Raw genomic sequence first — 13,716 nt, forward strand, 5'->3', positions numbered from 1 at the left:
CCGCGCCAACCTGATTTTTTGAGGGCCTGCTCCAGCACGCTTATCCCGTGCAGGTCAGGCTCGCTCCACTTGCGCCAGTACGCATACACGTTCTGCCACTTGGGAAACTCCGGCGGGAGAAACCTCCACTGACAGCCTGTGCGCAGTAGGTAGAGCACCGCGCAGAACACCTCGTAGAGATCCAGCTCTATGGGCTTGGTACTGCGCCGAACGCTGCGCAACAAGGGCTCGATCTCGGCGAACTTCTCTCTGCTCATGTCGCTTGGGTAGGGCTTTCTTTTCACCAAGCAATTGTCGGCTCTGAAAAGATCGTAAACAGGCTCTGAGGGCCCCCCAAAGTCTCAATGCCATTGACTCCCAGCAGAGCCTTACCTTCGTGGCGGATGGGCTCACCGTTGTCTATGGATATAACGGCGTCGGAAAGTCCGGCTACACGCGAGCTCTCAAGAAAGCATGTCGGGCCCGGAACGTTGAGGAAATTCTTCCCAACGTGTACGTGCAGGGCCAAGCGGATGCCACAGCGAGCGCAACTATCGACTGGCTGGAAGGCGGCGCGGAAAAGTCCGACGGCTGGGCGGCGAACAAGGCGTCGCCGCCAGCGCTGTCTCAAATCTCTGTGTTCGATGCGCATTGCGCGCGGGTGTTCGTCGATAGCCAAGCCAAGGTGCTGTTCGTCCCAGGCGGCCTTGAGGTGATGCATGGTCTGGCCGAGGCGATGAAGACCATCCAAGACCAACTCGAGCTGGAGCGGGCGGCAGGCCGCTTTGACCTCAATCAGCTGGCAACCTTGGCTGGGGAACACGTGGTGGGCCGCGAGATTGCCAAGCTCAGTCGGCAGAGCAAGCCCCAGGAGTTTGAGGCATTGGCGAAGCTCTCTGAGCAAGAGGCGCTTGAGCTGGCGGCCCTGCGCAAGCTGTTCAGTGACCAGGACCCAGCCAAGCAGGCGGCCAGTATCCGGCGCTTGATCACGCGCATGTCCACTCTGACAGGCGAGCTCATCGAACGCACGGCCCCTCTGCAGGACGATGCCATCGAACAGCTGAGGCAGGCCCTTGTTGCTCTAATCGCCGCCGAAGCTGCCTCGAAGTTGGCCGCCGAGAAATTGCAGGCTGACGGAGCAAAAGTCGCAGGAACCGGCTCGGAGCCCTGGGAAGTATTGCTGCGCAGTGCGATGGACTTTGTAGCCAAAGCAGCGTACCCCGGCAGTCCGTTCCCAGGGCCGGAAGACGGTGCCCACTGCGTTCTCTGTCAGCAGCCACTGAGTGACGAGGCTGCTGCGCGGTTGAAGTCTTTCGTCGAGTTTCTTGAGAACGACGCCCAACGGAAGTTCAAAGAACAGCGCGAAACGGCTGGGCGGCTGTATTTGGCCATCAAGACGCTGAACTTCGGAACCTTCCCATCGGACACAGCGCTGCTAGAGGAACTCGCTGAGGCGCAGCCGGACCTCGTGGCTGGGCTGAAAGCATTCGCGCAGGCGCTGCAGGCCCGCAAGACCCGGGTAGAGGCGATGGCGCCTGAGCGCAGGCTCGAGCCGCTTGAAGCGCTGCCGGAGGCACCGTTCGCCGCAATAGAGGCGTGGGTCAATGCGAGAGCCACAGAGGCGAACACGCTCGAGAAAGCGATGACCCCCGAGGAGCGCGCGGCCAAGCTCAAGCTCCTCGCTGACTTGGACGCCAGGGAGCGGCTCGGCCCATTGCTGCAAAAGGTCTCCGAGGCCATCGTATGGCACAGGCGTGAACATGCATTTGGTGAGGCCATCAAGAGCTGCGGAACTACCGCGGTGACGCGCAAGACGACCGACCTCTACGACGCCCACGTCACCGAAGAGCTGAGGACTGCGTTCGTGAAGGAACTGGAGGCGTTAGGCATCCGTGGCCAGCCCGTCACGTTGGAGATGACTGGTCAAAAGGGCGCTCGGGTGCAACAGCTCAAGCTCGGAACCATGCCTCGTTTCGCGAAGGCCAAGTTGTCTTCCATCCTCAGTGAGGGCGAGCAACGCGTCGTGGCCCTGGCCCTCTTCCTCGCAGAGATTGGCATTGAACCGGGACGCTCGGGCATCATCTTCGACGACCCTGTCTCGTCTCTCGACCACATGCGACGTGAGCGAATTGCCAGGCGGTTGGTGCTCGAGGCAAAGAAGCGCCAGGTCATCGTCTTCACGCATGACCTCGCCTTCGCGCTGGCGCTCACGGATTTTGCCGAGGACCAGGGCGTGAAGTTCGCGCACCGCCACTTGGCGGCGACGACGAAGCGCAAGGGCTTGTCTTCAGACGACTTGCCGTTCGAAGGCAAGAAGCTCAAGAACCGTGTCGGCGACCTTCGTGCAATGGCGACAAACGCCAAGAAACTCTTGGAGACGGATGGGAATGTCGAGGGCTACAACGACTTGGTCCGCAACGGCTATCGTCGGTTGCGCGACACCTGGGAGCAGTTAGTCGAGGACGTGCTTCTGCAGAGCACGGTCCGACGCTATCGGGTCTCTGTGGAGACGACGCGGCTTAAGTCAGTGTCGGTGGACGACACCGATGCCAGCGCCGTCTACAACGGGATGACGCGCTGCTCGAAGTTCACCCATGAAGGCGGTGCAGAAGCACCCCCGGCGCTACCTGAGCCTGCCGAATTCGCCGCTGACGTCGAAGAGCTTGCCGCCTATGCCAAGACGGTGGAAGACCGAGCGAAAGCGACCGAGGCGCGGCGCAAGCTGGCAGGCCTCGGGGCCTAGTACTTCTCGAACGTCGGGTCCTCGTCGGAGTAGTCAGGCTGAACGTGGCCGAAGTCGAGCTTGTGCATTCTTCGCACGAGTTCTATGGCAATCGCGTTCAGCTCATCTCCGCCGGGCTCCTCGAAGGTGATGAGAGCTTCGAAGTCCACGATCTTGTTCTCAGAAACGACACAGCCGCCTAGGTTGACGCCATCCATGACGAAGTCAAACGTCGCCTCGACGGAAGCGATTACCTCGAACTCTCCGATGACGGTCAGGGCGCCGTTGGAGTAGTCGATTGCTCGTAGCGAACCCAGCACAGCGTCATTGACGAACTTGACCTCCGTGACGTCCACTTGAAGGTCGATTTCGTAGTCAAACATAGCCGATGCATCCTCGACCCACATAGTGCTGTTGAGCAGACTTGCAAGCTCACGCAGCCCGTCCCAAGACTCCGCCTTGGCTTCCAACAGGGCCGTTACATGCTCTACCAGCCGGGTTCGAGTGGCGTCTCGCTTCTGAAAGAGCGCCAATGCTTCATCCAGTGCCGCAACACAGGACAGGTGCTTAGATGCTTCGGCGAACGCCTGCCAGCCTCTGTCGTTGCTGACGAGCAAGATAGGCTTGTTGTGTTCCTCGGCCCAGCTCTCAAGGGCTATCAGCGCCACTGCGTCTGGGAACTCGTGCTTCTTATCGCCCGAACTTTCGAACGGCAAGGATGGCTGAAAGTAGCGCTTCATGAGGTCGGCGATGCCCACGCGACCGCTGGCATTGACAACTTCACCACCGCAGCGCGACAGGAAGGCATCAAGCCTTACTGCAGTCACGACCTCAGCAGTCTCGGTGCCGAGAATGCCGCTCGGCGTTGGCGCGCGGGCGGCAGCAGGCCAATGGTCGCGGACGTCCTCGAGCGCACCTTTCAGCTTGCTCTTCGCTTTAACCGCCTCGGTGACCATATGGGCTAGCACTTCGTGCTGAACAACATCCGACATCACCACGACGCCGGGGGTGCCGCTGAACTGCTCTAAGTGCCGAAGCTGCCCTGACTCCAAGCGGAAACCGTGCTGTTGGTAGATGCAGGTATCCACCGAGATGGCGACTTTCAATGTCGTCCCTTCGAGGATGTAGCGCTCAATTTCTGCTTTGTTCATCAGCCGCAGGTATGTAAAGGGGACAAGAGCCGAGGATGCCTTTAGTCTGCCGGCGGTACTCACTGGTTGGCGCGACCACCTCGTCATACGGCGGCACGGGGCAGCTACCTTATATATCCCATCAGCGCCTCCGACTGACCGCGCAGGGCCGAGAGCGCCTGTTCGTCTGAACTACGACCGGTCATTCGTAGCCAAGCCGCATGCACCAGATAGCGAGCCCCCGGTCTGGAGGCTTAAGAACGTGTTCACGATCTCGCAGGGGATCGCGTTGGAGCGCAATCGGGATGAGTGGATGCCTCGGATGCGCCGCATGGACTCATGTCCATGCAAGCAGCCGGGGCCTCTAATCGCCCGATTTCGCTCCAACCCGAAGGGCAGCGGTGTGGGCGGGCGGTCTGCGGCGTTGCGGCGCTTGTGGATAGCCGTGCTATCCACTGCGCACCGCGCCTTGCATCCCATCCCGCCCACACCGCTGCGCGCCCCCCGGGAGATCGTGAACACGTTCTAAGCCGCCGCAGGCGGCAGAAAAGACCCTACCGCCAGCCGCGCAAAAGCACCCACTGCGTGCTGGCGCAGCCCAGCACCAGGGCGGCGTAGGTGAGCATCTTGCCGTCGCGCCCCAGCCACACCAGGCCGACGACGATGAGGGCGCAGCCCACTACGAAGTTGATAGCTACCTGCGCAAGCACACCGCGGGCTGCGGCGCGTTTTCGCATGAAGAGCTTGCAGCCCAGCACGAGCAGCACCGCCACGGCGAGGGCGGGCAGGAGCAGGTTGAAGAGGTGGTTGGCGGCGGACAAGGGGTCCATAAACATGACGCAGATCAAGGCTTGCGCGGGTCGCTCTGCCCTGGAATGCAACAAATTTTATAATGCAGGCTTATGGCAGTCTGGGCCCTGGGCATCAACCACACGACCGCGCCGCTCGATCTGCGCGGTCGTTTTGCGTTCGCGCTCGATCAGATCGCGCCCACGCTGCAGGGCCTGCGCCAGTCGCTGGGCGGCTCGCAGCGGCATCCGCAGATCGAGACGGCCATCATCTCCACCTGCAACCGCACCGAGATCTACTGCGCCGGCCAGCAGGCCGCCGTGGACCACACGCTGGGCTGGCTGGCCCAGAGCGGCGGCGTGAGCCCCGCGCTGCTGCGCTCGCACTCCTACACGCTCGAAGACGGCCTGGTCGCGCGCCATGCCTTCCGCGTGGCGAGCGGGCTCGATTCGATGGTGCTGGGCGAAGCGCAGATCCTCGGCCAGATGAAGGACGCGGTGCGCGCCGCTGAAACCGCCGGCGCCCTGGGCACCACGCTCAACCAGTTGTTCCAGCGCAGCTTCGCCGTGGCGAAGGAAGTGCGCACCAGCACCGAGATCGGCGCGCACAGCATCAGCATGGCGGCAGCCGCCGTGCGGCTGGCCAGCCAGCTGTTCGAAGACCTCTCGGACATCCGCGTGCTCTTCGTGGGCGCGGGCGAGATGATCGAGCTGGCAGCCACCCACTTCGCGGCGCGCAACCCCAAGGCCATCGCCATCGCCAACCGCACGCTGGAGCGTGGCGAAAAGCTCGCCACCCGTTTCGGCGGCGAAGTGATGCGCCTGGCCGACCTGCCCGAGCGGCTGCACGAATTCGACGCCGTCATCAGCTGCACGGCCAGCAGCCTGCCCATCATCGGCCTGGGTGCCGTGGAGCGGGCGCTGAAGAAACGCCGCCACCGCCCCATGTTCATGGTCGATCTGGCCGTGCCGCGCGACATCGAGCCCGAGGTGAAGGCGCTGCAGGACATCTACCTCTACACGGTGGACGACCTGGCCACCGTGGTGCAGACCGCCCAGGCCAGCCGCCAGGCCGCCGTGGCACAGGCAGAGGCCATCATCGACGCGGGCGTGCAGAGCTTCATGCACTGGATGGACCTGCGCAGCCCCGCCGCGGGCGCGGCCTCCGGCGCCGCCGTGGTGCCGCTGATCCAGCAGCTCAACGCCCAGGCCGACGAGTGGCGCGCCGCCGAGATCGCCCGCGCCAAGAAGCTGCTGGCCAAGGGCGAAGACCTGGACGCGGTGCTGGAGGCGCTCTCGCGCGGCCTCACGCAGAAGATGCTGCACGGCACCATGGCCGAGCTGCGCGCCGGCGATGCCGAAGCGCGCGCCCAGACGGCGCAGACCGTCTCGCGCCTCTTCCTGCGCTCGCAGACCAAGAGCAGCCTGTAGCGGCGCTCTCTCGCCGCGGCCCGCAGCGCAGCACGCGCCTGCCGGCGCTGCAGGATTTTTCAAGCCGAATCGGCCTCTGGCGCTTGCTGCACAAGCGCTACCCGCTACGAAATACGTAGCAAACCCCTTCTTCCTTCCACGTCCGATGAAACCCTTCCTCAGAAGCCAGCTGGAGCGCTATGCCCAGCGCCTCGAAGAACTCGACTTCCTGCTCTCGCGCGAAGACATCATGAGCGACATGGCGCAGTACCGCACCATCTCGCGCGAGCATGCCGAGGTGACGCAGATCGCCGGCCGCTACGCCCGCTACCGCCAGCGCGAGGCCGATCTGGCCGGCGCCCGCGAGATGCTGGCCGACCCCGACATGGCCGAGATGGCACAGGAAGAAGTCACCACCGCCGAGGCCGAGCTGGTGCAGCTCGAAGACGAGCTGCAGCGCCTGCTGCTGCCCAAGGACCCCGACGACGCGCGCAATGCCTTCCTCGAAATCCGCGCCGGCACGGGCGGCGACGAATCGGCCCTGTTCGCGGCCGACCTGGCGCGCATGTACACGCGCTACGCCGCCACCCAGGGCTGGAAGATCGAGATCATGAGCGCCAACGAAAACGAGATCGGCGGCTACAAGGAAGTGGTGCTGCGCGTGGAGGCCGGGGCTGGTGACGGCCCCTCCGGGTCCGGTGCCTACGGCGCGCTGCGCTTCGAATCCGGCGGCCACCGCGTGCAGCGCGTGCCCGCCACCGAAACGCAGGGCCGCATCCACACCAGCGCCTGCACCGTGGCCGTGATGCCCGAGCCCGACGAGCACCAGGCCATCACGCTGAACCCGGCCGACCTGCGCATCGACACCTTCCGCGCCAGCGGCGCGGGCGGCCAGCACATCAACAAGACCGACTCGGCCGTGCGCGTGGTCCACCTGCCCACCGGCATCGTGGCCGAATGCCAGGACGGGCGCAGCCAGCACAGCAACAAGGCCAAGGCGCTGCAGGTGCTGCAGGCGCGCATCCAGGAAAAGGAACGCAGCGAGCGCGCTGCCAAGGAGGCCGCGCTGCGCAAGGGCCTGATCGGCTCGGGCGACCGCAGCGACCGCATCCGCACCTACAACTTCCCGCAAGGGCGGCTGACCGACCACCGCATCAACCTCACGCTCTACAAGCTGCTGGCCGTGATGGAAGGCGACCTGGGCGACGTGCTGCAGGCGCTGGCCCATGCACGCGAGGCCGAATTGCTGGAAGAGCTGGAACGCACCTGAAGGGACCGACGCCATGAGCCAACACAACGACAACACCCCCGAACGATCGCAGCTGGGCAAGACTTCGGCCTATGTCGATCAGTACGACCCCTCGCTGCTGTTCCCCATCCCGCGCGCGCCCAAGCGCGCCGAGATCGGCCTGGACGGCGCAGCTGCCATGCCCTTCTTCGGCGCCGATCTGTGGACGGCCTTCGAACTCTCGTGGCTGAACGCGCGCGGCAAGCCGCAGGTGGCGCTGGCGCACGTGACCATTCCGTGCGAGACGCCCAACATCATCGAGAGCAAGTCGTTCAAGCTGTACCTGAACAGCTTCAACAACAGCCGCTTCGCCGATGCCGCCGAGGTGCAGGCCCGCCTGCGTGCCGACCTGAGCGAAGCCGCCTGGCGCGGCGCCGCCAGCCCCGCCACCGTGGGCGTGAAGCTGCTGCTGCCCGAGCTGTTCGACCGCGAGCCCGTGCACGAGCTGGACGGCCTGCTGCTGGACCGGCTGGACATCGAATGCACGCGCTACACGCCCGCGCCCGAGCTGCTGACGGCCGCGCACGGCGAAGCGCCCGTCACCGAAACGCTGGTGAGCCACCTGCTCAAGAGCAACTGCCTGGTCACCGGCCAGCCCGACTGGGGCAGCGTGCAGATCCGCTACAGCGGCCCGCAGATCGAACAGGCCGGGCTGCTGCAGTACCTGGTGAGCTTCCGCAACCACAACGAATTCCACGAGCAGTGCGTGGAGCGCATCTTCATGGACGTGTGGACCCGCTGCCGCCCGATCAAGCTGGCCGTGTATGCGCGCTACACGCGCCGCGGCGGGCTGGACATCAACCCGCTGCGCACCAGCCATCCGCAGGCGCTGCCGGCCAACGTGCGCACCGCCAGGCAGTAACAGCGCGACCTGATCAGAACAGCACGGCGTTGGTGCCGACACCGCCCGGCGGTGAGTCACCGCCCGCGCCCTGCTGCTGCTGCTGCGCCACCGCCGCGTCTTCGGGCAGCAGATTGCCCACCCGCACGCCCAGCAGGCGCAGCCGCCGGTCCAGCGGCACGCGCTTGAGGCACTGGCCCGCGGCGCGGCGGATGACGGCGGGGTCCTGCGTGTAGACGTCAATGGTCTGGTCGCGCGTGGCGATCTTGAAGTCGTCGAAGCGCAGCTTGATGCCGATGGTCTTGCCCGCGTAGCCCTTGCGGCGCAGATCCTCGGCCACGCGCACGCACAGGTCGGTGAAAATGCGGCCCAGCTCGGCACGGTCGCGCACGGCGTGCAGGTCGCGGTCGAAGGTGGTCTCGCGGCTCATGGAGACGGGCTCGCTCTCGGTCACCACCGGGCGGTCGTCGCGGCCCCAGGCGGCCTCGTGCAGCCAGGCGCCGGTCGATCGGCCGAAGTGCTGCACCAGCCGCTCGCGCGGCTCGGCCGCCAGCTGGCCGATGGTTTCGATGCCCAGCGCCTGCAGCTTGGCGTCGGCCTTGGGGCCCACGCCGTTGATCTTGCGGCAGGCCAGCGGCCAGATCACGCTCTGCAGATCGCCCTCGTGCACGATGGAAATGCCGTGGGGCTTGTTGAATTCGCTCGCCATCTTGGCGATGAGCTTGTTGGGCGCCACGCCGATCGAGCAGGTCAGGCCGGTGTCGTCGAGGATGCTTTTCTGGATGAGCCGCGCCAGCGTGCGCCCGCCCTGGCGCTGGCCGCCGGGCACGTGGGTGAAATCGATGTACACCTCATCGACGCCGCGGTCTTCCATCAGCGGGGCGATGGACAGGATGATGTCCTTGAAGCGGCGCGAGAAGCGCCGGTATTCGGCGAAGTCCACCGGCAGTAGCAGCGCCTGCGGGCAGAGCCGCGCCGCCTTCATCATGCCCATGGCCGAGCCCACGCCGAACTGCCGCGCCGGATAGGTCGCCGTGGTGATGACGCCCCGCCCCACGTAGTCGCCCAGGCGCGGAAAGGCGTCCACCGGCACCGCGGCGCGGTCACCGCCGAACTGCGCCAGCAGCGCGTCGTGCGCCTCGCGCCCGCCACCGCCGATCACCACCGGCAGGCCCTTGAGCTGCGGGTAGCGCAGCAGCTCGACCGAGGCATAGAACGCGTCCATGTCCAGGTGCGCGATACGGCGCACCGGAGCGGCGGCGACGGCAGCAGCCGGTTCAGTCGCGGCAGCAGGGTTGGCGGAGGGTTGCGCGGTGCTCACCCCGCCATTGTGCGGGCGGTGCGGGGCGCCTGCCGGCGCCGGCGCGGAGCTTGACGAAAGCCAGGGCCTAACCAGCCGCTGGCGCGCGCAGAAGCTGCGCACCCAGCTATCGAAAAGAGATCAATGCGATCAGCGCACCGTGATGATGTCGCGGTGCATGGGCGCCAGCAGCGCCAGCAGGCGGTTCTGCTGGGTGAAGGGGATGCCGCGGGCGTCCATGGCGTCCTGCAGCACCTCGACCAGGGCGTTGAACTGGGCCTTGTCGATCTTGAGCTGGGCGTGGGCGTATTTCATGTCCGTGCCCTCGTATTCGCAGGGCCCGCCGGTCAGCACGCAGATCTGCGCGGCGAGGCTGTCCTTGAGCGCCTGGGGCCGCATCTGCTTGAAGGAGTTCTCGAACATGGGGCCGATGCGCGGGTCCTTGAGCGCGCGGTCCACCATGTCGCCCATCAGCGCGGCGATGCCGGCTTTTTCGCCCAGCGCCTGGTAGAGCCCTTCGGGCGCGGGGCCGCGCACGCCGGCCGCCTCGGGCCCGCCGGGGATGGGCACCAGCGCGGGGGCGTCGGCCGCAGCGGCACTCGCGGCCGGAGCCGGCTCAGGCGCGGCCTGCGCAGCGGCGGTGGCGCTCGCCGCCAGCAGCGCGGCGGACACCAGGGTGGCGGGCAGAAAGGCGAAAAACGTGGGCATGGCGGATCGCTGCAGGGATGAACGGGAAGACGGGGCAAGCGGCGGCATGGGCTGCACGGCGCTCATCAGAAGCCCCCTTGCGCCGAGATGTACCAGCCGGTCTGGCGCCGGTCGCGGGTGATGCCGGGCACGATGCGGCCCAGATCGACATAGGCCAGCGTGAGCGAGAGGTTCTTGCTGGGTGCCCAGGCGATGAACACGTCCTTCCAGTCGTCCTCGCGCAGCGCGTCGCCCAGCCCCGCCGCCTGGCCGAGCGCGCGCAGGTTGTCGGGCTTGAAGCGGTATTCGGCGCCGATGGCCAGGTCGCGGCGCAGCAGGTAGGCCACCGAGATCTCGGGCTGCAGCCGGTAGCCATCGCGCCCCGGCGCGGCCGCGCCGAAGCCCAGCAGGCCGTTCTGGTTGGCGCGGGTGTAGCGCAGCGTGCCGCTCAGGAGCAGGCTCTTGTCGAGCAGCAGCTTGGTGGCGCTCAGGTAGAAGTCGGTGCCGCTGCGGTCGGTGCCCAGGAAGTCCAGCACGCTGCCCAGCGAGCCGGCATTGAGCCGCTTGTGCTCGATGCCCACGGCGATCTGCGGGATCAGGTTCTGCGCGTCCAGGATGGCATCGCCCAGCAGCTTGACCTTGACGCCGATGATGTCCATCTTCAGGTGCGCGTTCGGCTCCACGCCGAAGGGCGCGATGCCGTTGAGCGCCACGGCGGGGCTGGCGTCGAAGTCCTGCCGCGCCACCGAGATCTCCACCCGGTCGTGCACGCCCACGGCCACGCCGTAGCTCTTCAAGTCGTAGTCCAGCGTGCCCACGCGGGTCGCATAGGCCGATACGCCCACCTCGCCCTCGGTGGCGTTGGTGCCGATCACCGCCCAGGGCGTGATGCCGCCGCCCGCCGGGCCGCTCACGGTGCTGACGCCGCCGGTCAGCAGCAGCTTGCCGGTGTCGGCATGGGCGGGCAGCACCAGGGCCAGGGCGGCGCCCAGCGCCAATGCGGGAAAGCGGGAATGCAGTGAAGAAAAGACGGGCATGTGGGGCGTCGGGTGCTGTGGGAAATAAAACCGGCAGCTCGCACGGTGCGGGCGCCCACGCAGGCGGCAGGCGGTTACCTGAATTTACGCGAAATCCCAATGTCTCGCGTTTTCGGCGGGCGGAAAACGCACCGCCTCTGTCAGCCCGGTTACTCCAGCGACAGGCAGATACCCACCAGACCCGCGAACACCAGCGACAGGCCCGCCGTCTCCAGCCGCGTCAGCCGTTCGCGGAACACGCGGCGCGACACCGCGTAGCTGAAGAGCACCTCCACCAGCCCCAGCGTGCGCACCTGGGCCACCGGCTGCAGCGCATAGGCGGTGAACCAGGCGATCGACGCCAGCGCGCCCATGGAGCCCGCCACCATCGACAGCTTCCACGCCCGGCCCAGGGCCCGCACCACGCCGGGCTGGCGCACCAGCAGCCAGCCGCCCAAAAGCACCGTCTGCAGCAGCTGCGCCCAGAGCACGCCCCAGCCGCCGGCCACCCAGGGCGCCACGCCCTCGCCCAGCGCCAGCGACGCACCGCGAAAGCCCACGCTGGCCGTGGCAAAGCACGCCCCCGAAGCCAGCCCGTAGGCCACCAGCCGCCCCTGCCCCGCGCTGCCACCCGCCCACAGCAGGCGCAGGCCGCCGCGCGGCACCGACAGCAGCATCACGCCCACCATGGCCGCCGCCATGGCGGCGAGCGCCACCGGACCGGGCCATTCGCCCAGCAGCACGGCGGACACCAGCGCCACCTGCAGCAATTCGGTCTTGGAATACGCCACCGCCAGGATGAAGTTGCGCTCCTGCATCGCCAGCAGCACGAAGGCCGTGGCCGCCACCTGCATGACCGCCCCCAGCGCCAGCCAGGCCGCATAGCTGGCGCTGAACACCGGCACCAGCCCCGGCCGGTCGCCCAGCACGCAGGTGCCCAGCACCCAGGCCGCTGCCAGCGGCAGCCCGTAGAGAAAGCGCACCAGCGTGGCAGGAAGCGTGCCGATCTCGGCCGTCAGCGTGCGCTGCGCGGCATTGCGCACCGTCTGCGCGAAGGCAGCCCAGACGGTGATGGGAATCCAGATCCAGGACAGGGACAAGAACAGTGACGACATGCCCTGGAGCGTAGCGCTGCCGCGCGCGCCCGCCGGGGCTAACGCGCGCGGATCTGGGCAGGGCTGGCCCAGGCGATGGCGATGGCCGGTGCCATCCCCCCCAATCAACCAGCCATCAACGGGCCGGCGCCGCAGCCGGGCCCGCCCCATAGAGCCACGGCAGATCCAGCACCCGTTCGCCGCCCAGGCGCAGCGTTGCGTCGCGCGCCCAGCGCACCGGGCCGGTGGCGTGGAAGATGCGGCCGTTGCGCTCGGCGCGGCTCTGCACGCGGGCCACGCGCTGCCAGCGCTGGCCGGCATAGTGCTGCAGCCGCTCGGCCATGGGCACGTCACCCCCCATCGCCAGCGCACCCTGCAGCGCCACGGCGTCTTCGATGGCCATGCCGGCGCCCTGCGCCAGATAGGGGCGCATGGGGTGGGCCGCATCGCCCAGCAGCGCGACGCGGCCTTGGGCCATCTCGCGCGGGCCGCGCACGGGCGGGCGGTCCGACAGCGGCCAGAGGCGCCAGCCGGGGCCGGCCTGCGGCACGGCGCGCACCAGGTCCTGCAGTGCGGCGCAGGTGCCGGCCAGGGCGGCTTCGAGTTCGGCCGCGTTGGCGGCATGGTCCCAGCTGTCCAGGTCGTCCGGTGGGTGGCCGTGGCGGATGGCGACCACGTTCATCAGCTCGCCCCGCCGCACCGGGTACTGCACCACGTGCAGCCGCGGCCCCAGCCAGGCGGTGACCTGCGCGGTGCGCAGCGCCGCGGGCAAGGCGGACTGCGGCACCACGGAGCGATAGGCCAGATGGCCGGAGGTGCGCGTGGGCTCCTGGCCCAGCAGCCGGGCGCGCGTGGGGCTGCGCAGGCCGTCGGCGCCGATCAGCGCATCGCCGGCCGCCACCCGCCCGCTGGCCAGGCGCACCACGGCCTGGCTGCCGTCGTCGCCGTGCAGCGCGACCGCATCGCCCAGGTGGATCGCAATGGCCTCGCCCGCGGCCTGCGCGGCGTCCAGCAGCAGGCCATGCAGATCGGCCCGGTGGATGGACACATAGGCGGCGCCGTAGCGCCGGGCGATGTCATCGCCCAGCGGCATCGCGGCCAGTTCGGCGCCCGAAAGCGCGCTGCGCACCTGCAGCCGTTCGGGAAAGGCCGCCACGGCCTGCAGGGCCGCATGCAGGCCCCAGGCGTCCAGGCAGCGCACGGCGTTGGGGCCCAGCTGCACGCCGGCCCCCACTTCGGCCAGGACCGTCGCACGTTCGAAGAGCTGCACCTCGCAGCCCGCGCGCGCGGCACCGATGGCCGCCGCCAGACCGCCGATGCCGCCGCCCGCAATCACCAATCGCTGTTTTTGCATCCGGCGATTGTGCGGGCATGGCGCGGCGATAGACCCTGGGCTGGGTCAAGCCGGGGCGTGATGGAGGGCACGGCAACGCGCCCCACTGCTGCGGGCCAGCGGCCCTC

General features: G+C 67.5%; 12 protein-coding genes. 4 read left to right on the forward strand and 8 right to left on the reverse strand.

The window, feature by feature from the left end:
• Positions 1-257 (reverse strand): transposase (locus tag BM070_RS07805; protein WP_217648936.1); only part of this gene is annotated, 257 nt, incomplete at its 3' end.
• A 119-nt stretch (positions 258-376) separates the two neighbouring features.
• On the opposite strand from BM070_RS07805, the gene BM070_RS07810 reads away from it, so the two are divergent.
• On the forward strand, positions 377-2,722 hold the full coding sequence (locus BM070_RS07810; protein ID WP_175518456.1) for an AAA family ATPase: 2,346 nt from the start codon (positions 377-379) through the stop codon (positions 2,720-2,722).
• On the opposite strand, the gene BM070_RS07815 is transcribed toward BM070_RS07810, so the two are convergent.
• Together BM070_RS07815 and BM070_RS07820 are read right to left on the reverse strand one after the other, a co-directional pair.
• Complete coding sequence (locus BM070_RS07815; protein WP_092939100.1) at positions 2,719-3,852, reverse strand: PIN domain-containing protein; 1,134 nt, start codon at positions 3,850-3,852, stop codon at positions 2,719-2,721. The two genes, BM070_RS07810 and BM070_RS07815, sit on opposite strands and share 4 nt — an antisense overlap.
• Positions 3,853-4,385: 533 nt before the next feature.
• Complete coding sequence (locus BM070_RS07820; protein WP_092939101.1) at positions 4,386-4,661, reverse strand: hypothetical protein; 276 nt, start codon at positions 4,659-4,661, stop codon at positions 4,386-4,388.
• A 72-nt stretch (positions 4,662-4,733) separates the two neighbouring features.
• Between BM070_RS07820 and hemA the strand changes: the two genes are divergently transcribed.
• From hemA to queF, 3 genes are all read left to right on the forward strand, one after another.
• Positions 4,734-6,050, forward strand: a complete 1,317-nt coding sequence (gene hemA, locus BM070_RS07825) for a glutamyl-tRNA reductase (protein WP_092939102.1) — start codon at positions 4,734-4,736, stop codon at positions 6,048-6,050.
• A gap of 145 nt (positions 6,051-6,195) precedes the next feature.
• On the forward strand, positions 6,196-7,299 hold the full coding sequence (prfA, locus tag BM070_RS07830; protein WP_092939103.1) for a peptide chain release factor 1: 1,104 nt from the start codon (positions 6,196-6,198) through the stop codon (positions 7,297-7,299).
• Positions 7,300-7,312: 13 nt separating this feature from the next.
• Entirely contained in the window at positions 7,313-8,179 is an 867-nt protein-coding gene (gene queF, locus BM070_RS07835; protein WP_092939104.1) for an NADPH-dependent 7-cyano-7-deazaguanine reductase QueF, read from the forward strand.
• Between the two features lie 13 nt (positions 8,180-8,192).
• Here the strand turns inward: queF and dinB are convergent, their stop codons facing one another.
• The 5 genes from dinB to BM070_RS07860 all read right to left on the reverse strand — a co-directional run bounded on the left by dinB (position 8,193) and on the right by BM070_RS07860 (position 13,609).
• A complete protein-coding gene (dinB, locus tag BM070_RS07840) occupies positions 8,193-9,383 on the reverse strand; it encodes a DNA polymerase IV (protein WP_092939105.1) in 1,191 nt (396 codons plus the stop codon).
• A gap of 225 nt (positions 9,384-9,608) precedes the next feature.
• Entirely contained in the window at positions 9,609-10,166 is a 558-nt protein-coding gene (locus BM070_RS07845) for a group I truncated hemoglobin (RefSeq protein WP_092939106.1), read from the reverse strand.
• A gap of 65 nt (positions 10,167-10,231) precedes the next feature.
• The gene (locus BM070_RS07850) at positions 10,232-11,182 is read right to left on the reverse strand and encodes a DUF3034 family protein (RefSeq protein ID WP_092939107.1); all 951 of its coding nucleotides are present in this window, start codon (positions 11,180-11,182) and stop codon (positions 10,232-10,234) included.
• Positions 11,183-11,331: 149 nt separating this feature from the next.
• Positions 11,332-12,276, reverse strand: a complete 945-nt coding sequence (locus BM070_RS07855) for a DMT family transporter (RefSeq protein ID WP_092939108.1) — start codon at positions 12,274-12,276, stop codon at positions 11,332-11,334.
• 115 nt (positions 12,277-12,391) lie between these two features.
• Entirely contained in the window at positions 12,392-13,609 is a 1,218-nt protein-coding gene (locus tag BM070_RS07860) for an FAD-dependent monooxygenase (protein WP_092939109.1), read from the reverse strand.
• Positions 13,610-13,716 lie beyond the last annotated feature (107 nt).

The sequence above is a fragment of the Paracidovorax wautersii genome (assembly GCF_900113035.1).
GTDB classification, from domain to species: domain Bacteria; phylum Pseudomonadota; class Gammaproteobacteria; order Burkholderiales; family Burkholderiaceae_C; genus Paracidovorax; species Paracidovorax wautersii.